The 21,484-nt window shown below is 73.1% G+C and carries 13 protein-coding genes and 1 riboswitch; of the genes, 9 read left to right on the forward strand and 4 right to left on the reverse strand.

Annotated elements, in window-relative coordinates:
* The first annotated feature begins 138 nt into the window (after positions 1-138).
* From cobM to OU416_RS05950, 6 genes are all read left to right on the forward strand, one after another.
* Complete coding sequence (gene cobM / locus OU416_RS05925; RefSeq protein ID WP_270925790.1) at positions 139-1,359, forward strand: precorrin-4 C(11)-methyltransferase; 1,221 nt, start codon at positions 139-141, stop codon at positions 1,357-1,359.
* Between the two features lie 155 nt (positions 1,360-1,514).
* Positions 1,515-2,717, forward strand: coding sequence for a precorrin-6y C5,15-methyltransferase (decarboxylating) subunit CbiE (gene cbiE, locus OU416_RS05930; RefSeq protein ID WP_270925791.1), 1,203 nt, complete (start codon positions 1,515-1,517; stop codon positions 2,715-2,717).
* 68 nt (positions 2,718-2,785) lie between these two features.
* Positions 2,786-4,531: a precorrin-3B C(17)-methyltransferase gene (gene cobJ / locus OU416_RS05935; protein ID WP_270925792.1), complete on the forward strand. Its 1,746-nt coding sequence runs from the start codon at positions 2,786-2,788 to the stop codon at positions 4,529-4,531.
* Positions 4,532-5,180: 649 nt separating this feature from the next.
* Positions 5,181-6,608, forward strand: coding sequence for a pyridoxal-dependent decarboxylase (locus OU416_RS05940; RefSeq protein WP_270926081.1), 1,428 nt, complete (start codon positions 5,181-5,183; stop codon positions 6,606-6,608).
* Between the two features lie 641 nt (positions 6,609-7,249).
* Positions 7,250-9,049, forward strand: coding sequence for a sensor histidine kinase (locus tag OU416_RS05945; RefSeq protein ID WP_270925793.1), 1,800 nt, complete (start codon positions 7,250-7,252; stop codon positions 9,047-9,049).
* Positions 9,034-9,675, forward strand: coding sequence for a response regulator (locus tag OU416_RS05950; RefSeq protein ID WP_270925794.1), 642 nt, complete (start codon positions 9,034-9,036; stop codon positions 9,673-9,675). Before OU416_RS05945 ends, OU416_RS05950 begins: the two co-directional genes overlap by 16 nt.
* 119 nt (positions 9,676-9,794) lie before the next feature.
* Here the strand turns inward: OU416_RS05950 and OU416_RS05955 are convergent, their stop codons facing one another.
* Complete coding sequence (locus OU416_RS05955) at positions 9,795-10,700, reverse strand: DMT family transporter (RefSeq protein WP_270925795.1); 906 nt, start codon at positions 10,698-10,700, stop codon at positions 9,795-9,797.
* Positions 10,701-10,791: 91 nt separating this feature from the next.
* Here OU416_RS05955 and OU416_RS05960 point away from each other — a divergent pair, with 91 nt between their 5' ends.
* The gene (locus OU416_RS05960; RefSeq protein WP_270925796.1) at positions 10,792-11,646 is read left to right on the forward strand and encodes a LysR substrate-binding domain-containing protein; all 855 of its coding nucleotides are present in this window, start codon (positions 10,792-10,794) and stop codon (positions 11,644-11,646) included.
* A gap of 183 nt (positions 11,647-11,829) precedes the next feature.
* Here OU416_RS05960 and OU416_RS05965 read toward each other — a convergent pair whose 3' ends face one another.
* Positions 11,830-12,099 carry a DUF1876 domain-containing protein gene (locus OU416_RS05965; RefSeq protein WP_093146567.1) on the reverse strand — a complete coding sequence of 90 codons (270 nt, stop codon included), beginning with the start codon at positions 12,097-12,099 and terminating at the stop codon, positions 11,830-11,832.
* Positions 12,100-12,812: 713 nt separating this feature from the next.
* Here OU416_RS05965 and cobA point away from each other — a divergent pair.
* Positions 12,813-14,027 carry a uroporphyrinogen-III C-methyltransferase gene (cobA, locus tag OU416_RS05970; RefSeq protein WP_270925797.1) on the forward strand — a complete coding sequence of 405 codons (1,215 nt, stop codon included), beginning with the start codon at positions 12,813-12,815 and terminating at the stop codon, positions 14,025-14,027.
* Between the two features lie 44 nt (positions 14,028-14,071).
* Here cobA and OU416_RS05975 read toward each other — a convergent pair whose 3' ends face one another.
* Complete coding sequence (locus OU416_RS05975; protein WP_270925798.1) at positions 14,072-15,868, reverse strand: bifunctional metallophosphatase/5'-nucleotidase; 1,797 nt, start codon at positions 15,866-15,868, stop codon at positions 14,072-14,074.
* A gap of 210 nt (positions 15,869-16,078) precedes the next feature.
* Positions 16,079-19,690 carry a cobaltochelatase subunit CobN gene (gene cobN / locus OU416_RS05980; RefSeq protein WP_270925799.1) on the reverse strand — a complete coding sequence of 1,204 codons (3,612 nt, stop codon included), beginning with the start codon at positions 19,688-19,690 and terminating at the stop codon, positions 16,079-16,081.
* A 113-nt stretch (positions 19,691-19,803) separates the two neighbouring features.
* Positions 19,804-19,925, reverse strand: a riboswitch (cobalamin riboswitch).
* A gap of 348 nt (positions 19,926-20,273) precedes the next feature.
* Here cobN and OU416_RS05985 point away from each other — a divergent pair.
* Positions 20,274-21,482: a precorrin-3B synthase gene (locus OU416_RS05985; RefSeq protein WP_270925800.1), complete on the forward strand. Its 1,209-nt coding sequence runs from the start codon at positions 20,274-20,276 to the stop codon at positions 21,480-21,482.
* Positions 21,483-21,484: the final 2 nt, after the last annotated feature.

Below are 21,484 nucleotides of genomic sequence, written 5' to 3' on the forward strand. Positions count from 1 at the left end.
GGGCCTGCGAAAGCGGGCGGCGGCCCGGTGAGCCGCGTGCCGAGCGCCGGGCGCCCGCGCCCGCTGTCCGAAGTGGACGACGCGCCGCATTCGTCCACTGTGTTGGGACTTCCAGCCCGAGGCGGAAGAGGAGATGCGATGGTGACTGGCCGGATCTCGTTCATCGGTGCCGGTCCGGGCGCGGCAGACCTGATCACGGTCCGCGGCGCGCGGCGGATCGCCGAAGCCGACGTCGTGGTGTGGTCGGCGAGCGCGGTCGCGCCGGAGTGCATCCAGGAGCACGCCCGCAGCGACGCCGAGCTGATCGACTCCTCCCGCCTGACCCGCGAGGAGGCGCTGGAGATCTACCGCCGCGCCGAGCGGGACAAGCTCAAGGTCGTGCGCGTGCACTCCGGTGATCCGTCGATGTGGAGCGCGGTCCAGGACCAGCACGACGTGTGCTCCCGGATGAACGTCGACGTCGAGATCGTGCCCGGTGTCGCGGCGTTCTCCGCGGCGGCCGCCGCGGTCGGCCGCGAGCTGACCGCGCCCGATGTCGCCCAGTCGCTGGTGGTGACCCGCCTGGAGGGCGGCCGGACGCCGACGCCCGCGGGCGAGGAGGTGCGCGAGTTCGCCAAGCACGGCACCACCATGGCGCTGCACCTCTCCGCCTCGCGCACCGCGCAGCTGGTGGAGGAGCTGCGCGCCGGCGGCTACCCCGATGACACCCCGGTGCTGGTGGCCTACAAGGTCAGCTGGCCCGACGAGCTGCTGGTGCGCACCACGATCGGCGAGCTGGAGAAGACCGTCAAGCAGCGCAAGCTCTGGCGGAACGCGCTGTTCGTCGTCGGCAAGAGCCTCGGCGGCTCCCGCGCGAACTCCTACCACTTCCGGCGCGCGGAACCGGTCGCCCGGCGCCCGCTGCGCCCCAGCGCTCCGCGCCGCCGCAGCGCCGAGCCCGGTGCGGCGAAGCCGCGCGGCACCAACGGGGTCAAGGACTCCGACGTGGCCTGGTGGGCGGTGCGCGACTGGCAGGAGAGCGCGCGCGGAGCGGCGCGGGTGGCCGCGACCCGCTCGGTGCCGCGGGTGGACGCGGCGCAGTCGCAGCTGTTCGCCGAGGAGGCCGAGCCCGCGGAGGCCGCCGAACCGGCGGTGAGCGAGCAGCCCGTCGCCGTCGAGGCCGCGCCGAAGTCGCGGCGGACCTCCGCGGCGAGCACCACGACGACCAGGGCCACCGCGAAGGCCACCCCGGCCAAGCGGACCGCGACCAAGACGGCGAAGACCACCGCGGCCAAGCGGACGAAGACCGCGACGGCGGCGAAGGCCAAGCCCGCCGCGAAGCGCAAGCCCGCGGCCGAGCCGGATGAGCAGGGCGAGTGACTCGATGCGCCGCGTCCGAAGTGGACGCGGCGTGTGCGCACCGGTTCCGGGAGCCGGAGGCAGCAGTATGGGAGCAGTTCAGCGAGGTGTGCGGCCGCCGGTCGCGCGTTCGGGGTGGAGCGCGCGGTCGCGGCTGCCGAGGTGAGGTGGGTGACGTGGCAGTCACGGTGATCGGGATCGATGGCGGCGCCCTGCCCAAGGGCGCGGAGCAGGAGCTGGAGTCGGCTCGGCTGGTGGTCGGCGGCAAGCGGCACCTGGACGCGCATGCGCCCGAGCACGCGCGCAGGCTGGAGCTGGGCCCGCTGGAACCGGCGTTGAACGCGCTGTCCGCGCTCTCCGGCGATGAGCACGGCGTGGTGCTCGCCTCGGGTGATCCCGGTTTCTTCGGCGCGGTGCGCGCGCTGCGCGAGCGCGGCATCCGGTGCACCGTGCTGCCGTCGACCTCCAGCGTGCAGCAGCTGATGGCCCGCGTCGGCCGCTCCTGGGACGACGTGGTGGTGGTCAACGCAGGCGGCCAGGACCTCGGCCGCGCGATCAACGTCTGCCGCGCGCGCCCGGCCGTGGTGGTGCTGACGACCGCGCCGAAGGCCGGACCGGCGCAGATCGGCTCCGGGCTGACCGGCTGGCGGCGCACCATGGTGGTCGCCGAGGACCTGGGCGGGCCGAACGAGTCGATCGTCACCCTGGACCCGGCGGAAGCGGCCAAGCGAACCTGGCGCGAGCCGAACATCGTGCTGTCGCTGGCCGACCTGGACGACGTGCCGCACCGCGGCTGGATCGCCGGTGGTGAGCCGGTGCCGCCCGCCACCGGCTGGGCGCTGGCCGAGGACGAGTTCTCGCACCGCGACGGGATGATCACCAGCGCCGAGGTGCGCGCGGTGGCGCTGGCCAAGCTCGCGCCGCGGCCGGGAACGCTGGTGTGGGACGTCGGCGCGGGTTCCGGCTCGGTGGCCGTGGAGTGCGCTCGGCTGGGCGCGGCGGCGATCGCGGTGGAGTCCGACGAGACGCAGGCGGTGCGGCTGATCACCAACGCGGCCGGGCACGGCGTGGACGTCCGGGTGGAGGAGGGCGAATCGCCGCAGGTGCTGCGGAACCTGCCCCGGCCGGACTCGATCTTCGTCGGATCCGGCGGCAGCGAGGTCGTCACGGCCTGCGCGCACGCCGGAGCGGCCCGCGTCGTGGTGGCGCTGACCGCGCTGGACCGGGTCGGAGCGACCCGCGACGCGCTGCGCTCGGCGGGCTACGAGGTCGAGGGCGTCCAGCTCTCCGCGGCCCGCCTCGCGGAACTCCCGGACGGGGCGTCCCGCCTGGAGGCGGCGAACCCGGTCGTCCTGATCTCCGGCTGCAAGAAGCAGTAGCCGCCACCGCCGCTCACGACGGATGGGAACATGCGGGTGAGCGGTGTCGGCCAGGCAGGGGAGCAGCAGTGATCGGTCTGTTCGCGGTGACCGCGGCGGGACGGCGGGCCGCCGCCGAGCTCGCCGGGCGGCTGGGACCGGACGCGGTCGTCGCCGACGGGCCGATCGGCTCCGCCGCGCGGCGGCTCTGGGACCACCTCGACGCGGCGGTGTTCTTCCTGGACAGCGGGTCCGCCGTGCGGCTGGTCGCTCCGCTGCTGCGCGACGAGCGCACCGATCCCGGCGTGGTCTGCGTCGACGACGAGCGGCGCTTCGCGATCGCGCTGGCGGGCACGCAGGCCGGTGGGGCCGACTCGCTCGCCGAGCAGGTGGCCGACGCGCTCGACTGCCAGCCGGTGGTCACCACGGCCACCGGCGGCGCGGGCACCACGCCGCTGGACGAGCTCGTCGAACAGCTCGACGCCACCGTGGACGGCGACCTGGTCGGCTGCGGTACGGCGGTGCTCGACGGGCTGCCGGTGCGCCTGGTCAACCCGCACGGCTTCCCGCTGCCCGCCCTGCCGCCGAACGTGTCCCCGGACGTCGAGCGACCGCTGTGCACGGTGGTGATCGACGACCGCAGGCCGACCGAGGTCGAGGAGCAGACGCTGCGGCTGATCCCGCGCACCCTGGTGGTGGGCGTCGGCTCCGCGCGCGGCATCTCGCGCACCGCGGTGACCGAGACCATCGCCCGCCTGGACAGCGAGCACGGCCTGGACCCGCGCGCGATCCGGGCGATCGCCAGCGTCGACCTCAAGGCCGAGGAGAGCGGCATCCTGGAAGCGGTGCAGGACCTCGGGTTCTGGCACTCCGCGGACGGCGGTGACGAGCTGTCGCTGCTGACCTACCCGGCCGAGGTGCTGGCGGCCGTGGAGGTGCCCAACCCGAGTCCCGCGGTGCGGACCGCGACCGGTACGCCCAGCGTGGCGGAGGCTTCGGCGCTGCACGCCGCCGCCGAGCTCGGCTTCGGCGCGCCGGTCGAGCTGGTCGCCCCCAAGATCAAGGGCGAGGGCGTGGCGGTGGCCGCCGCCCGGATCCACCCCAGGGGCCGGCTGGCGCTGATCGGCATCGGGCCCGGCGCGGCCGACCTGCGCGTGCCGCGCGCCGACGTCGAACTGCGCCGCGCCTCGGTCGTGGTGGGCCTGGACCAGTACGTCGACCAGGTGCGGCACCTGCTGCGCCCGGGCACCGAGGTGCGGGCCACCGGGCTGGGCGAGGAGGAGGCCCGGGCCGTCGAAGCGGTCGAGCTGGCCCGCGAGGGCCGCGCGGTGGCGCTGATCGGTTCCGGCGACGCCGGGGTGCACGCGATGGCGAGCCCGGCCCTGGAGAAGGCGGACGTCGACATCGAGGTCGTCGGGGTGCCGGGCGTGACCGCGGTGCTGGCGGCATCGGCCCTGCTCGGCGCGCCGCTGGGCCACGACCACGCGCTGATCGGCCTCTCCGACCTGCGCACGCCGTGGGCGGTCATCGAGCGCCGCGTGCGGGCGGCGGCCGAGGGCGATCTGGTGGTCTGCCTCTACAACCCGCGCTCCGAGCAGCTGGCCCGGGCCCTGGAGATCCTGGCCGAGCACCGCCCGGCGACGACCCCGGTCGGCGCGGTCCAGCGGGCGACCCGCACCGGCCAGCGGGTGTGGTGCGCCCCGATCAGCGAGTTCGACCCGGCGGAGGTGGACATGTCCACCACGGTCGTCGTGGGCTCCTCACAGTCCACAGTGGTCGGACACCGCATGGTCACCCCGCGCGGCTACCGCTGGATGGCCACCGACACCCCCTGACCTGGCGATTGCGGGTATCTGGACGAGATGGTCCGTGTGTCCGAGGAAGCGGGACTTTACGAGTTGCCGGCGGACTTGCGGATCGAGCGGTTGGCCGACCCGGAACAGGGAGGCTTCAGCGCTGATCGAATGGTGGTGAACCTCCGCGATTTCGGTTGAAATTGGATTCTCGGCACCGCAGGATTCGTGGAGAACGCGGCAAATCCAATTTCAATTGAAATCGCTGCACCGCTCAAGGGGGCCACCCGCCGCTTTGAACCCGAACCCAGCCCCCGCCTCGCCGCGCCGTTGATGGCTGGGTCTCCCCGGTATCACCGCTGAACCCTTCGGCGTTGATACCGGTCGAACGTCACGAGGTGCAGTGCGGCTGGGCACGGGGTCGGGTCGGGTTCGAAGCGGCGGGGGTTGCCTTGGGTGGAGGGCAGTTTTGCCTGAAATCGCCCCGCGCACGACGCAACCGCCCACCGCGATGCACCCAACCCAGCCCCGTGAGCCGCACACCACGGGCTCCGTCACTCCGCCAACCCCACCTCGGTGCCACCGCGCAGCGGGCGTTCGGTTCCGGGAGGACGCCCTGGCCCGACTGACGCCCGCTGGACCACTGGTCGCCGCCGAGTGTCGGTGGCAGGCTGGCGGGGTGAGCGGGCACATGTCTCCGGAGGAGTTCCGGGCCTTCGGCAAGCAGGTCGTGGACTGGGTCGCCGACTACTACTCCGGCGTCGAGTCGCATCCGGTCCGGTCGCAGGTGCGGCCGGGCGAGGTCCGGGCGCAGTTGCCCGCGCATCCTCCTGAGCAGGGCGAATCGTTCGACGCGGTGCTCCGGGATCTCGACGCCGTGCTGGTTCCCGGGGTGACGCACTGGCAGCACCCCAACTTCTTCGCCTACTTCCCGGCCAACGCCAGCGGTCCGTCGATCCTCGGTGATCTGCTCTCCAGCGGTCTGGGCGTGCAGGGCATGGTGTGGGCGACCAGCCCGGCCTGCACCGAGCTGGAGACCGTCGTGGTCGACTGGATGGCCGAGCTGCTCGGGCTGCCCGAGCACTTCCGGACCGACGCGGCCGGTGGTGGCGTCATCCAGGACTCCGCGTCGAGCGCCGTGCTGGTGGCCTGCCTGGCCGCGCTCCAGCGCTGCGGCGGCGACGTCGCGAAGCGGGGCATCACGCGGCGGCACACCCTCTACGTCTCCGAGCACACCCACTCGTCTTTGGAGCGGGCAGCGCGCATGACCGGCATCGGGGCGGACAACGTCCGGGTCGTCGCCGTCGATCCGGAGACGCTCGGCATGGATCCGGCGCACCTGGACGCCCTGATCGCCGAAGACCTCGCCGCCGGCGCCGTGCCCACTATGGTGTGCGCGACCATCGGCACCACTTCGACCACCGCGATCGACCCGGTCCGCGCCATCGGCGAGGTGTGCCGGGCGCGCGGGATCTGGCTGCACGTCGACGCGGCTTACGCGGGCGTCGCGGCGGTGTGCCCGGAACTGCGCTGGATCAACGACGGCGTCGCGGAGTTCGCCGATTCCTACTGCACCAACGCGCACAAGTGGTTGCTGACCAACTTCGACTGCAGCCTGCTGTGGCTGGCCGACCGCGGGCCGCTGATCGACGCGCTGTCGATCCTGCCGGAGTACCTGCGCAATCCCGCCACGGCTTCCGGCGAGGTGATCGACTACCGCGACTGGCAGGTGCCGCTGGGGCGCCGCTTCCGGGCGCTGAAGCTGTGGTCAGTGCTGCGCTGGTACGGGGCCGCCGGGCTGCGCGAGCACATCCGCACCGGGGTGGGGCTCGCGCAGGAGTTCGCCGGCTGGGTGCGCGAGGACCCGCGCTTCGAGCTGCTGGAACCGCACCCGTTCGGGCTGGTGTGCTTCCGGCCGCGGTTCCCGGAGCTCTCCGCCGAGGAGGCGGGCGAACGCACGTACCGGCTCATGGAGTCGCTGAACGAATCCGGGGAGCTGTACCTGACGCACACCAAAGTGGACGGTCGGACGGTGCTGCGGCTCGCGATCGGCGCGCTGCAGACCGAGCGCAGGCACGTGCTCGCCGCGTGGAAGCGCATTCAGGAGTCGGTCGGCTGATCTGCCCGCCACCAGGGCGTACCCGATCAGCACGAGCAGGTGCGCGGGCCGCTCACCCGCTCCGGCGGCGTGCAGCGCCTGGATCGCGGCGCCGGACGCGGTGAGGTGGAAACCCGGGATCAGCCCGGGCAGCAGCAAGATCGCGGCGAGCAGCGGGCGGTTCGCGCACAGCAATCCGACCGCCAGCACGGCGAGTGCGGACAGCGAACCCGCCACGAGCAGCGCGGACGCCTCCGCCGGAGTGGTGGCGCGGGCTGCGGCGAGCAGCACCACCGCGAGCGCTGCCAGCAGGTGCGCGGTGAACCGGGCGATCGGGTCGGGGCCCGGCCGCGCCGCGAGCGCGATGGCCGCGGTGGTCAGCGCGATGCCCGCGGCGAAGTCGCCGAGCACGGCCGGACCGCAGAGCGCGATCAGCGGGGTGCGGGCCAGGGCGGCCAGTTGTGCCCCGGTGCGCCGGAGCAGGTCGCTGGTGCGGAAGTCCGCCTGGTCCCGCGAGTTCGGGGAGGGCATGGCGGTGACGTTAGGCTCGCACCGGACCCGGCGGAATGCGGTTGGCTGCCGGTGCGGGGTGGAGATAGCTCCACCCCGGTTCGGCAACCAGCTGCAAGGTCAACGCCGTCGCCGCGGAAAAGAATCGGTGCATGCGAATCAGAACTGCCGGGCGAGGCCTGGTGATCGCGCTGCTGGCGCTGCCGGGGCCGCTGCTGTTCACGGCCTACGCGTTGGCGCCGTTCGTGTCGATGCTGGGAATTCCGGCCCTGGGCGAGCGGATCGTGGCGTGGTGCCGGGCCGCCGTCGACCTGACCCGCCGGTTGTCCGGTGACTGGTGCGAGGCGCCGGTCGAATCGTCGTACCTCCCGGCGCCGTCCGAGCCGCAACCGGACGCCGAGGGCTGGTACCGGCACGACCGGATGGTCTACCGGACGCCCCGCGTGCCCCGGTACCTGCGGCGGGTGGAGTGGGTGTCGGAGGACCCGGCGACCGGGCAGGACCTGAGCTGGCTGCTGCTCAACACGGTCGTCGGCCCGGTGCTGGGGCTGCTGTCGGTCATCGGCGGGCAGCCGGTGCTGCGGCTCTACGGGCGGTGGACGCGCTCGCGGCTGGGCCCGGTCGAGCCGACCGGGTGGCGGCTGTGGGTCCGCGGAGGGGTGCAGGCGCTCTGGCGGTTCGCGCTGCTCGTCCCGCTGGCGGTCCTGAACCTGATCTGCGGTGCGCTGGTGGCCGTCCTGTTCGTGCTCGCCCACGTGCTCGGGGTGCACCTGTGGTGGCCATGGTGCAACGTGCTCGCGCAGCGGCTGGCCGGGCTCGGTCGGCAGCTCGCCGGGAAGTGGTCGCAGACGCCGGTCGAGGAGCTGTACAAGCCGCTCGTCGAGCCGGTGCCCACCGCCGACGGCCTCTACCGAGCTGGTCGTGAGCTGAAGTCCTCGCCGCGCGCCGCGCTGCGGCGTGCTCGCTACCGGCGTGCGATGACCGATCCGGCGACCGGGCGGGATCTGCTGTGGCTGCTCGGCGACGGCCCGGTCACCGCGCTGCTGCTGGCGCCGGTCGCCGTGCTGAGCTGGATCTTCCTGTGGGGACTGTGGATTCCGCTCTGGGTGCGGGTGGGCCGCTTCTTCGCGGAGTTCGGATCGCCGTGGGAGCAGGTGTGGGCACCGGCGAAGTGGCTCGCGGACGCGCCGCTGCTCGGGATGCCGCTGGGACTGCTGTCCGGTGCCGGTGTGCTGGCCCTCGCCCCGCTGCTGCTGCGCCTGCACGGCCGCTGGACGAAGTTGCTGCTCGCCCCGACCGAGAGCGCTGAGCTGGCGCAGCGGGTCCACCGGCTCGCCGAGACCCGCGCCGACGCGACCGAGGCCGAGGACGCCCAGCTGCGGCGCATCGAGCGCGACCTGCACGACGGCCCGCAGGCCCGGCTGGTCGCGCTCGGGCTGAAGCTCTCGGCCGCCGAGCAGCTGATGGACCACGACCCCGTGCGCGCCAAGGAGCTGCTGGGCGAGACCAAGGCGGATTCGGCCCTGGCGCTGGCCGAGCTCCGCTCGCTGGTCCGCGGCATCCGGCCGCCGGTGCTGACCGAGCGCGGGCTGGTCGACGCCGTCCGCGCGGTGGCGCTGGACCTGGTCGTGCCGATCGAGGTCGAGGCCGACGTGCCGGGCCGGTGCCCGTCGGCGATCGAGACCGCCGCCTACTTCGCGACGCTCGAACTGATCACCAACGCGATCAAGCACAGCGGAGCGGGGTCCATCCGGGTCGAACTGGGCTACGCGGAGCCGGTGCTGCGGGTGGTGGTCACCGATGACGGCCGGGGCGGTGCCGCGCCGGAATCCGGTGGCGGGCTGACCGGAATCCTGCGCCGCATCGGTACGTTCGACGGGACCTTGCACCTGAGCAGCCCGCCCGGTGGACCGACCGCGGCGACGATGGAGATCCCGTGCGCGTTGTCCTAGCCGAAGACCTCTTCCTCCTCCGCGACGGGCTGAAGACGCTGCTCACCGCGCACGGCTTCGAGGTGGTGGCCGCGGTGGAGACCGGGCCGGAGCTGGAGCGGGCGCTGGTCGAGCAGCGCCCGGACGTGGCGGTCGTCGACGTCCGGCTGCCGCCGACCCAGACCGACGAGGGCCTGCGGGCCGCGTTGTCCGCGCGGCGCGAGATCCCCGGCCTGCCGGTGCTGGTGCTGTCCCAGCACGTCGAGCAGCTCTACGCGCGGGAGCTGCTGGCCGACGGCGCCGGTGGCGTCGGCTACCTGCTCAAGGACCGGGTCTTCAACGCCGACCAGTTCGTCGACGCGGTGCGGCGGGTCGCCGCCGGCGGCACCGCGATGGACCCGGAGGTGATCGCGAAGCTCGTCGCCCGCCGCACGACACCGCTGCAGCGGCTGACCGGGCGGGAGAACGACGTGCTCGCGCTGATGGCCGAAGGCCGCTCCAACGCGGCGATCGCCCAGCAGCTGGTGGTCAGCGAAGGCGCGGTGAGCAAGCACATCGCGAGCATCTTCGGCAAGCTCGACCTGGCCACCTCGCAGGACTCCAACCGCCGGGTCCTGGCCGTCTTGGAGTACCTCAGGGTCTGCTAGCGGCCGCTCCGGGCAGTTTCCGGCAGAACCGCCGCCTGCCCGCGCCCCGGGTGTTCGGGCAGTTTCCGGCAGAACCGCCGTGCCGCACGACATGCCGAGGGCGGGGGTTCGGGAGCTGGTCAAACCGTGACCTGCTCGTGCGGTCGTGCCGCGGGTTCCGGGGCCTTCCGGTCCGGGCGAGTGCCGAGCAGGCAGGCCGCGGCGCCGAGGGCGATGCCGAGCACGACCGCGGGCGTCGGGGTCTCGCCGAGCAGCGGCCAGGCCAGCAGCGCCGCACCCGGCGGGACGGCGCTGAACAGGGAGCTCGCCCGGCTCGCCCCGCCGACGGCGACCGCCCGCAGGTAGCAGGTGGTGCCGAGCACCGAGCCCACCAGCACCAGCCACACCAGAACCGCGGAGGCCTGCGCCCAGTGCACGTCCTGGCCGTGCTCGAAGAGCGCGAACACGCCGACGGCGGCAGCCGCTGCCGCCGACTGCACCGCTCCGCCCGCTCGCGGGTCGATCGGACCGCAGAACCGCTGCTGGTAGAGCCCGCCAGCGGAGAACCCCAGGAGCCCGATCAGGGCGAGCAGGATTCCCGGGTTCAGCGTGCCTTCGGCGAGCACCTGGCCGCCGAGGGTGATGACCACGGCGAGCACTCCGAGGACGAGCCCCGCCACGCGGGCCCGGCTCAACCGCTCCCGCAGCAGCACGGCCGCGAGCGCTGCGGTGAGCACCGGGTTCATGGCGATCACCAGCGCGGTCACCGAAGCAGGCACGCCGACGCTCATCGCGCCGTAGCAGCCGCCGAACTGCGCGCCGTAGGTGAGGATCCCGGCGACGGCCGTGTGCCCCAGCCGCCTGCCGCGCGGCCAGGCCGCGCGGGAGACCACCGCGATCACCGCGAGCAGCGCGGCGGCCGCCGTCAGGCGCACGGTGGTCAGCAGGAACGGGGGAGCGGCGGCGACGCCGAGCTTCCCGGTGGGGAACCCGCTGGCCCAGATGAACACGATCGATGCTGCCAGCGACAGCGGGATGCTCTTCATGATCCCAGGTTCGCCCTGGCCCCCGGTCCGCGTCCAACGATGATAAGTGATCGCGATCGATCACATCTGCTGATCGGTTATGGTGTGGGGCATGAGCGCTGTGCTGGACGTGATCGCGTTGCGGAGCCTGGTCGCGGTGGCCGACTGCGGCGGGTTCCACCGGGCTGCCACCGCGCTGTCGCTGACGCAGTCCGCGGTCAGCCAGCACGTGCGCAAGCTGGAGCGGGTGGTGGACCGGAAGCTGGTGGCGCGGGAGGGGCGGCAGGCGCGGTTCACCACGGCGGGCGAACTGCTGCTGGCCGAGGCCCGGCGCATCCTCGAAGTGCACGACTCGGCGCTGCGCAGGCTCGGCGCTGAAGAGCCCCGCACGCTCGTCTTCGGCTCCACCGAGCACGCGGCCGACCGGCTGCTCCCGGAGCTCGTCGCCCGGCTCCGCGTGGCCTTCCCGTCGTGGGAGGTGCGGTTCCGGCTCGACCGCACGGCCCGGCTGGCGGACGCGGTGGACCGCGGCACCATCGACATCGCGCTGCTGATCGACTACCTCGACGGCGGGCACAACCGCGAAGCCGGGCAGTTCGAGCTGGAGTGGTTCGCCGCGCCGGACTGGGAACCGCCCGCTCCTGACGCGCCGTTCCCGATGGTGGTCTTCGACGAGCCGTGCGTGACGCGGCGGCTCGCGGTCGGCGCGGTGACCGGGCTCGGCAGGCAGCCGGACCTGGTGTGCGAGGCGGCCGACCTGGCCGGGGTGCTCGCGGCGGTGCGCTCAGGGCTCGGCGTGGCGCTGCTGCCCTCGGTGAAGCCGCGGCTGGAGGGGCTGGTGGTGCGCGAAGACCTCCCGCGCCTCGGCCCGGCCCCGCTGCGCGTCCGGGCCCGCCCGGGCCTGGACGAACCGGTCGCCCGCCAGGCCGCCGAAGCGGTCCGGGAGGTGCTCAAGGTCCACACCTGAGGCTCCGCTCCCACTGGCCCCGTGAGTGTTTTGTGGTGCTATAGCGCCACAAAACACTCACGCCCCGCCACCAGCGGTGACGGGGCGTGGAGTGCGATTTCGCGCGAAATCAGCGGTTCGCGTGGGGCGAGCCGGGCGATCTCGCGCGAAATCGCCCGGGAGCCCCGCGGCCGGGCCGCGCGGTCAGGCGGGCAGGTGCACTCGGCGGTGCAGGCGTTCGCCGATGTCCGTCGCCGCGTTGTCCAGCAGCTTGTGCGCCAGCTCGAACAGGGCGCGGGCGATCGCGATCTCGTCGCCGATCTGCGGTACCTCCGGGTCGTCCGGGTGGCGTCGCGCGGTGCCGTGGCCGTGCAGCGCCTGACCGGACGGCGTGGTGAAGCCGACGTCGGCGGTGGTCTTCGCCCCTGCCTCCACTACCTGCAGGTTCAACGTGATGGTGTGGGTCTCGTTCATGGTCGCCTCCTGGTCCCCGTCGGCCCGCGGGTGCAGGCACTTCAGGTCGCCGTAGCCCCAGCATGCGCGTGCTCCCCGCCCGGCGAAACACCGATGTTCATCCATTCGAAGTACCCCTCGCGGGAGGGGCCGACACGTTCCGCCCGGAGCCGCGATCCGCTGCTCCCGGACTCCGCGGTTCCGGCCGGACGTCGCCCGGGCGGGGTGACCGGAATCACCGGGGTTTTGCCGGTGCTGCCGGGAAATGCCCCGTTCGTCCACGATGGACGATCGGGATCCGGGTGCTGCCGGTGGGGCAGTGACGTGTTGCGCGCCGCAGGCGTCGTTCGGCTATCTGAATCCGGCCGCTTTCATGGCAGGATGGTCGCCAACCGCGCTCTGGCGGACGCCGCACTGCAGGTGACCGGCGGCCACGGCCCGTGTCAGCGGGCGCTGTGCGGTCAGGCCGGTGATCGTGAGCCACGACGAGGTGGCCTACCACGCACTTCGAGTGCCAGGCCTCGACGCGCCGGGGCGAAGCCGAAGCACGACATGGACAACGGACATGACACCCCTTGTGTCAACCCGAGTCCTGCTCAACCGCACCTCAGGGGACCGTGATGCAACCCAGCCACAAGAAACCGCGAAACGTGAGTTCGACCCCGGACGCAACCACCACTGAAAAACGCGGAGAGGCGGGCAGCGGAGAGGCGGAACAGGGAGAGGCGGGCAGCGTGACCGAGCACCACTACTTCGCCGGTCTGGACCTCACCGGGAAGCGGGTGGTGGTCGTCGGAGCGGGCACCGTCGCGCAGCGCCGGGTGCCACGGTTGATCAACTCCGGTGCGCGGGTCGAGGTCATCGCGCCCGAGGCGACGCCGGCGGTCGAGGCGATGGCCGACGCCGGCGAGCTGACCTGGCACCGGCGCACCTACGCCGCCGGTGACCTGACGGGCGCTTGGTACGTGGTGGCGTGCGCGACCGGCAGCGAGGTGAACGCGGCGGTCGCGGCGGAGGCCGAGGAGAACCGCATCTTCTGCGTGCGAGCCGACGACGCCTCCCGGGGAACCGCGGTCACCCCGGCGGTGGCCCAGCACGGCGGACTGCTGCTCGGCGTCCTGGCGGGCGGTGAGCACCGGCGCTCGGCGGCGGTGCGCGACGCGCTCGTCGAGGCGCTGCGGACCGGTGTGGTCGACGAGTGCTCCGAGCCGCCCGCGGCCGGTGTGGCGCTGGTGGGCGGCGGCCCCGGCGATCCCGACCTGATCACGGTTCGCGGCCGCCAGCTGCTGGGCCGTGCGGACGTGGTGATCACCGACCGGCTGGCGCCGCGCGAGCTGCTCGAAGAGCTCGGCCCGCACGTGGAGGTGGTGGACGCCTCGAAGATCCCCTACGGGCGCGCGGCGAACCAGGACGTCATCAACTCGCTGCTGATCGAGCACGCCAAGGCGGGCAAGTTCGTGGTGCGGCTCAAGGGCGGCGACCCTTACCTGTTCGGGCGCGGTTTCGAGGAGCTGCTGGCCTGCGTCGAAGCGGGTGTCGCTGTGACCGCGGTTCCCGGGATCACCAGCGCGTTCGCGGCCCCGTCGGCGGCCGACGTGCCGGTGACGCACCGCGGTGTCGCGCACGAGGTCGTGGTGGTGTCCGGCCACGTCGGCCCGCACGACGAGCAGTCCCTCGTGGACTGGCCCGCGCTGGGGCGGTTGCGCGGAACCATCGTGCTGATGATGGGCGTCAAGCGGATCGCGGAGTTCGCGGCGGTCCTGACCGAGCACGGCCGCGATCCGAAGTCGCCGGTCGCGGTGGTCCAGGAAGGCACCACGCGCAACCAGAAGACGCTCCGCACCACGCTGGGCGAGGTCGCGGAGGCGATCCGCGAAGCCGACGTCAAGCCGCCCGCGGTCATCGTCATCGGCCCGGTCGCCGACCTGGCGCCCGAATCGCGCCGGTAGCTCCCCGCCGCGCGGGCGCTGGACGCCCGCGCGGCCCGAGCTGGCTACGGCTTGGCCTGGACCCGGTCGAGCGCCGGAGGGGCGAGCGGGGCCTGCGCGCGCAGGTACCCGGCCAGCGCGTCGGGGCCGGAGTAAGCCGTCCGGTGCTGGTCGCGGGCGTCGAACAGGGCGGTGAACCCGGGGACGGCGCGCTGGGGCACGAAGTCCTTGGACAGCGTCGCGATGCGGTAGGTGGCGTTGGGCTTGAGCGGCTTGCCGTCGATGCGGACCTGCCCGAAGGCGATGCGCTCGCCGACAGGTGCCGCGGGGTCGTAGCGGTACTCGACGTTGTTCGAGACCGCCAGCGGCTGGAAGGTGGTGGAGCCGTCGTCGGCCTGCTGCCACTGGCTCTCCAGCAGCTGGGCGATTTCGCGGCCGGTCAGCTCACCGCTGGTGAGCGCCGCCCCGAAGCCGCCCTTCTCGTGGATCACACCGAACATCAGCTCGTCGAAGAGCACGCGGCCGGGAGCATCGGCCGGGTTGCCCGCGGTCGGCGCGTGGGTGATGTCGCGCAGCAGCGTCTTCGGCATCACGATCCCGATGTCGGCACCGCCGTCCCGCTGCGCTGCCCACCGGAACGCGTCGGCGGTGGCGTTGCCGAGGCTCGACTCCTCCGCGTCGGCGGAGGTGCGGGTGAGGTCACCGGCGATGTCGGTGACGGGCTCGTTCTTGCGCTGCGCCAAGCGGTCGCGCCAGTGCTGGGCCATCCGGAGGACCTCGGGATCCGGGGTCGCGGTGCGGGTGTTGGCGTGGTTGGTGGAGGTGGTCCGGTCGCGCAGGACGTCGCCGGTCGCGGGGTCCAGCTGCAGGTCGATCTCGTTGATGAGGCGGCCGTGGTTGGCGGCCTCGACGACCGGGCGGGGGTCACCCGCGGGGTCGGGCAGCATGCAGTTGCCGAGGGCGTGCCAGTGCCCGGTGATGATGGCGTCGACGGCGGGTGAGATCTGCTCGTTCATCTCGACCATCGGCCCGGTGGGGTTCGTGCAGTCGTTGTAGAAGTCGCCCGCCTGCGAGAAGCCCTCGTGGACGACTGCGACGATGGCCTGCACGCCTTGGGCCTGGAGCTCGGCGGCGTACCGGTTGATCGCCGCGGCTTCCGGTTCGAACCGCAGCTGGCCGGACGGCCAGTACGAGAGCCCTTCGCCGGGTGTGCCGCTCGTGGTCGCGTGGATGAAGCCCACGGGCAGCGTTCCGCCGCGCCCGTCGTCGACCTGCTCGACGTGGTACGGCTCCGCGATCAGCTCACCGGTGGCGCCGTCGGCGACGTTCGCGGAGTAGTAGTCGAAGTCGGCTCCGGCGAACTTCTCGCCGGTGGAGTCGGTGAAGCAGAGGTCGCGGTCGGGGCGGCCCTCGCAGGTGCCGTCGGCCATGTGGCGCAGGTAGTCGAGGTCGCGGTCCAGCTCGTGGTTGCCGATCGTCGAGAACTGCAGGCCGATGTGGTTGAGGTACTCGATCGTCGGCTCGTTCCAGAAGTACGCGGTCTCGGCGGGCCAGCCGGAGAAGTCGTCCCCGGCCGAGAACAGGATCGAGTTCGCCTCGGGCAGGGCGGCCTGGTCGCGGAGCCGCTCCAGGTGGGCTGCCAGGTAGGCGCCGCCGCCGACGGTCTGGGGCGCGTCACCGGCGTGGGCGCCCGGCACCGTCGTGGTGTGGTCGCCGAAGTAGCCGTGGAAGTCGGTGATGGACAGCAGCTGCACCGGGACGGTCGCCGCGCCGTCCGCCACGGCGGGCGATGCCGAAGTCAGGACGAGGCCTGCGGAGATCGCGGTGACCAGTCGATGCCATCGACTGCGGGCGTGGGACATGGGGCTGCGGCTCCTTGGACGAGGTGAGTGGCCGCTGAGGACGCGCCATGCGACGTGACACCGGGCGACGGCCGATGCGAGTGTTGTTCCGCGATGCGAACACCGGGTGACGCACGAGCGACCGGAGCCGGAAATCCTTCCCGCCTCGTCCGCGGGAATCTGGAAGAACGCGCTGCACGAAGCCCTGGGGTTCCGTGCAGCGCGCGGGGTTCAGCGCTGGGGGCCGTCCTCCAGGTCGCCCTCGGTCTGCAGGTAGACCTCCTGGAGGGCCTGCAGGGTGTCCGGGTCGGGCTCCTGCCACATCTCGCGGTTGGCCGCTTCCAGCAGGCGCTCGGTGATGCCGTGCAGCGCCCACGGGTTGGACTCGGTGAGGAACTTCTGGTTCTCCTCGTCCAGCACGTAGGTCTCGGCCAGCTTCTCGTACATCCAGTCGGCGACCACGCCGGTCGTCGCGTCGTAGCCGAACAGGTAGTCCACCGTCGCCGCGAGCTCGAAGGCGCCCTTGTAGCCGTGCCTGCGCATCGCCGCCAGCCACCGCGGGTTGACCACGCGGGCCCGGAACACCCGCGAGGTCTCCTCGGTCAGCGACCGGGTGCGGATGGAGTCCGGGCGGGTGCTGTCGCCGATGTAGGCGGCCGGGGCCTTGCCGGTCAGCGCGCGGACCGTGGCGATCATCCCGCCGTGGTACTGGAAGTAGTCGTCGGAGTCGGCGATGTCGTGCTCGCGGGTGTCGGTGTTCTTCGCCGCCACCGAGATCCGCTTGTAGGCGCTCTCCATGTCCGCGCGGGCCGGTGCGCCGTCGAGTTCGCGGCCGTAGGCGAAACCGCCCCACACCGCGTACACCTCGGCCAGGTCGGCGTCGTCGCGCCAGTTCCGGCTGTCGATGAGCGGCAGGATCCCGGCGCCGTACGCGCCCGGCTTGGAGCCGAAGATCCGCATGGTGGCGCGGCGCTCGTCGCCGTGCTCGGCGAGATCGGCCCGGGCGTGCGCGCGCACGAAGTTCTGCTCGTCGGGCTCGTCGAGGGCCGCGACCAGCCGCACCGCGTCGTCGAGCAGGGCGACCACGTGCGGGAAGGCGTCCCGGAAGAAGCCGCTGATGCGGACCGTGACGTCGATGCGCGGGCGGGCCAGCTCGTCGAGCGGGATCACCTCCAGCCCGTTGACGCGCCGCGAGGCCTCGTCCCAGGTCGGCCGCACGCCCAGCAGCGCCAGCACCTCGGCGATGTCGTCACCGGAGGTGCGCATCGCGCTGGTGCCCCAGACCGACAGCCCGACCGAGCGCGGCCACTCGCCGGTGTCGGCGCGGTAGCGGTCGAGCAGGGATTCGGCGATGGCCCAACCGGTTTCCCACGCCAGCCTGCTGGGCACGGCCTTGGGGTCGACGGAGTAGAAGTTGCGGCCGGTGGGCAGCACGTTGACCAGCCCGCGCAGCGGCGATCCGCTCGGCCCGGCGGGCACGTAGCCGCCTTCGAGGGCGTGCAGCGTCGCGCTCATCTCGTCGGTGGTCGCAGCGAGCCGCGGCACCACCTCGGTCGCGGCGAACTCCAGCACCGCCACGACGGCGTCGCTGTCCTCGCCGAGGACCTCCCGGCACACCGCGGGAACGGCGTCGAGCGCCCAGCCGCGGTCCTCCATGCCCTGGACCAGGGCGTGCGCGCGGGTTTCGACGTCGTCGACCTGCTCGCGGGCCGCGCTGCCGTCCTCGGCGAGCCCGAGCGCTTCGCGCAGGCCGGGCAGCGCGGCGCTCTGCCCGCTCCACATCTGGCGGGCCCGCAGCATCGCGAGCACCAGGTTGACCCTGGCCTCGCCGGTCGGCGCGTCGCCGAGCACGTGCAGGCCGTCGCGGATCTGGGCGTCCTTGACCTCGCACAGCCAGCCGTCGACGTGCAGCAGCATGTCGTCGAACTCCGCGTCGTGCGGCCGCTCGTCCAGCCCGAGGTCGTGGTCCAGCTTCGCGGCCTGCATCAGCGTCCAGATCTGGCTGCGGATCGCGGGCAGCTTCGCCGGGTCCATCGCGGAGATGTTGGCGTGCTCGTCGAGCAGCTGCTCCAGCCGCGCGATGTCGCCGTAGCTCTCCGCGCGGGCCATCGGCGGCACCAGGTGGTCGACCAGGGTGGCGTGCACCCGGCGCTTGGCCTGGGTGCCCTCGCCGGGGTCGTTGACCAGGAACGGGTAGATCAGCGGCAGGTCGGCCAGCGCCGCGTCCGGGGCGCAGGAGGCGGACATGCCCGCGGTCTTGCCCGGCAGCCATTCGAGGTTGCCGTGCTTGCCCAGGTGCACCATGGCGTGCGCGCCGAACTCGTCGATCAGCCAGCGGTAGGCCGCCAGGTAGTGGTGGCTCGGCGGCAGGTCCGGGTCGTGGTAGATCGCGATCGGGTTCTCGCCGAAACCGCGCGGCGGCTGCACCATCAGCACGACGTTGCCCGCGCGGATCGCGGCGAGCACGATCTCGCCGTCCGGGTCCTGCGAGCGGTCCACGAACAGCTCGCCGGGCGGCGCTCCCCAGTGCTGCTCGATCGAGCCGCGCAGGTCGTCGGGCAGCGTCGCGAACCACTCCGCGTAGCGGCGGGCGGGGATGCGGACCGGGTTGCCGCTGAGCTGCTCCTCGGACAGCCAGTCGCGGTCCTGGCCACCGGCGGCGATCAGCGCGTGGATCAGCGCATCGCCGTCCTGCCCGGCGACGCCGGGCAGCGCGTCGGGACCGTCCACCGGGCCGACGTCGTAGCCCTGCTCGCGCAGCGCCCGCAGCAGGCGGACCGCGCTGACCGGGGTGTCCAGGCCGACCGCGTTGCCGATCCGGGAGTGCTTGGTCGGGTAGGCCGACAGCATCAGCGCGAGGCGCTTGTCCTGCGGCGGAACGTGCCGCAACCGGCCGTGCCGGACCGCGATGCCCGCGACGCGGGCCGCTCGCTCGGGGTCGGCGACGTAGACCGGCAGCCCCTCGGCGTCGTTCTCCTTGAACGAGAACGGCACGGTGATCAGTCGGCCGTCGAACTCCGGCACCGCCACCTGCGTGGCCATGTCCAGCGGGGACAGGCCTTCGTCGTTGTCCTCCCACGCGGCGCGGCTGCTGGTCAGGCACAGCCCCTGCAGGATCGGGATGTCGAGTTCGGCGAGCGCGCCGACGTCCCATGCCTCGTCGTCGCCACCGGCCGAAGCGGTGGCGGGCTTGGTGCCGCCCGCGGCGAGCACGGTGACCACCAGCGCGTCGGCCTTGCCCAGCTGCTCGATCAGCTGCGGGTCGGGCGTGCGCAGCGAGGCGCAGAACAGCGGCAGGGCCTGCCCGCCGGCGTCCTCGATCGCATCGCACAGCGCGTGCGCGAAGGCGGTGTTGCCCGCCATGTGGTGCGCGCGGTAGTAGAGCACCGCGACGGTCGGGCCGTCGGTGCGCCGCTGCGTGCGCTCCAGCACGCCCCAGGTGGGGGTCTCGGCGGGCGGCTCGAAGCCGTGGCCGGTGAGCAGGATCGTGTCGGAGAGGAATCGCTGCAGCTGGGCGAGGTTGTCCGGGCCGCCGTGCGCGAGGTAGCGGTGCGCTTCGGCGCACACGCCCGCCGGGACGGTCGAGCACTCCATCAGCTCGGCGTCCGGCGCCTGCTCGCCGCCGAGCACGACCACCGGTCGCGGTCCGGCCAGCAGCGCGTCCAGGCCCTCCTCCCAGGCCCGGCGGCCGCCGAGCAGCCGCACCACGACGAGGTCGACGTCCGCCAGCAGCGGCGGCAGGTCGTCCACGCCCAGCCGGGCCGGGTTGCCGAGCCGGAACCCGGCGTCCGCGGCGCGGGCGCTGAGCAGGTCGGTGTCCGATGTGGACAGCAGCAGGATCATGCGGGTCGCTCCTCGGGTCGGCGACCGGCGTCGCTGGACCAGGGCGCGCGTGCGCAGCGCATGACGGCACCTCTCTCGGGGTCCTCGCCCCGGTTGGCAGGTCGCGGCGACCGGAGTCTCCTGGCTCCCGGATCAGCGCTCACTCCGCCTTCCCGTCCGATGTGGACAGTGGCATCATGGAGCTCGCTCCCCGGTGACAGTGGCGGGACCGCGCCGGATTCGCACCGGCTTCCTCCACACGTCGCCGCTGGGTGTTGCGACCACTCTCCGCAACGAGGCGATCTTAAAGCCTATTGTGGTTGTTTTCCATGGGTGGTCGCTTGGCGGAACCTGAGTGCTTCCCTGGACTGCGGGTGCCCCTCCTGATGTATGACCGAATACACGGCGGAGGGGCCGTCCTCGCCAGGAAAGCACTCAGAACCCGCGGCGGTGCGAGCTGCGTGCGTACTCCAAGCGGCTTCGCCGCTTATAAGGCGCGGACGGCTACGCCGACAGTGCTCAACGTCAAGGCGCGTCACCATGATGCGCGTCGCACCCGGCTGGGTTTGCGTCCGCAACTACCCCGGTCCGTAGTATCAGCCGGGTGTTGAGACCGGAGCGGGATGGCTGTCCCGGAGCGTTGCGCGTGCACCAGGCCGCCGATGGCGGATTGGCCCGCATCCGCATCCCGGGCGGCTCGCTCACCCCCCACCAGGTCCGAGCGCTCGCCGAGTCCGCGGCGCTGGGCGACGGCGGCCTTGAGCTCACTTCCCGGGCGAACGTGCAGGTCCGCGGCCTGCCCGCCGGAGCGGAGCAGGAACTGGCCGCGCGGCTGCGCGAAGCCGGGCTGCTGCCCTCGGCGACGCACGAGCGGGTCCGCAACATCATCGGCTCGCCCTCCGCGGACGGCCGCGAGCTGATCGACGTGCGGGCGGTGGCGGCCGAACTCGACGAGGCGCTCTGCGCCGACCCGGCCCTGGCCGGGCTGCCAGGGCGGTTCCTGTTCGCGGTCGACGACGGCAGCGGCGACGTCAGCTCGCTCGGTGCCGACGTCGGGCTGCGCGCGCTGAGCGCGGACACCGCGGCGCTGCTGCTCGCCGACGTGGACTCCGGGATCCGGACGTCCCTGCGGCAGGCCGCCGGAGCCGCCATCGCCGCGGCGGAGGCGTTCCTGGCGGAGAAGGCGGCGCAGGGCTGCTCGGCGTGGCGGCTGGCCGAACTCGACGGCGGCGCGCGGCGGATCGCCGAACGGCTGGGCGGGGCCGCCGCGGCCGCGCCGGTGTCCGCGGTGCCGCCGACGCATGCGCAGGTCGGACGCGTGCTCCGGCCCGACGGGACGGTCTCCGCGGTGGCCGGAGCGCCACTGGGCCGGTTGGCGCCGGAGCAGGTGGATATCATCACCGCCGCGTCCGAGGCCGCGGGCGAGCTGCGCCTGACGCCTTGGCGGACCGTCGTCCTGCCCGGCGTGCGACCGGACGAAGCCGACCGGTGGTTGCCGGCGCTCGGCGCTCGCGGACTGCTCGTGGACCCCGCTTCAAACGGGGTCGGCGTGACCACGTGCGCCGGTCGGCCCGGGTGCGCGAAGTCGCTGGCCGACGTCCGCGAGGACGCCCGGCGCGCGGCACCGGCCGGTGCCCTGCCGGTGCACTGGTCGGGGTGCGGGCGGCGCTGCGGACGGCCGCCGGGACGCGTCGTGGAAGTGCTGGCCACCGGTGCCGGCTACGAGGTCGGTCTCGACGCAGCGACGTGGACCTCGGCGTCCGATGTGGACCAGGTATCCGCCGCGCTCGGCGCGGCACGGAGGAATGTGTGAAC

Source organism: Saccharopolyspora indica, assembly GCF_027853965.1.
Lineage (GTDB): Bacteria > Actinomycetota > Actinomycetes > Mycobacteriales > Pseudonocardiaceae > Saccharopolyspora > Saccharopolyspora indica.

Bases quoted from the DNA above. Each gene is read 5' to 3' on its own strand.
- OU416_RS05955 (WP_270925795.1), bottom strand. From the start codon at position 10,700: ATGAAGAGCATCCCGCTGTCGCTGGCAGCATCGATCGTGTTCATCTGG.
- OU416_RS05940 (WP_270926081.1), top strand. From the start codon at position 5,181: ATGTCTCCGGAGGAGTTCCGGGCCTTCGGCAAGCAGGTCGTGGACTGG.
- OU416_RS05945 (WP_270925793.1), top strand. From the start codon at position 7,250: ATGCGAATCAGAACTGCCGGGCGAGGCCTGGTGATCGCGCTGCTGGCG.
- cobM (WP_270925790.1), top strand. From the start codon at position 139: ATGGTGACTGGCCGGATCTCGTTCATCGGTGCCGGTCCGGGCGCGGCA.
- OU416_RS05960 (WP_270925796.1), top strand. From the start codon at position 10,792: ATGAGCGCTGTGCTGGACGTGATCGCGTTGCGGAGCCTGGTCGCGGTG.
- cobN (WP_270925799.1), bottom strand. From the start codon at position 19,690: ATGATCCTGCTGCTGTCCACATCGGACACCGACCTGCTCAGCGCCCGC.
- OU416_RS05975 (WP_270925798.1), bottom strand. From the start codon at position 15,868: ATGTCCCACGCCCGCAGTCGATGGCATCGACTGGTCACCGCGATCTCC.
- OU416_RS05965 (WP_093146567.1), bottom strand. From the start codon at position 12,099: ATGAACGAGACCCACACCATCACGTTGAACCTGCAGGTAGTGGAGGCA.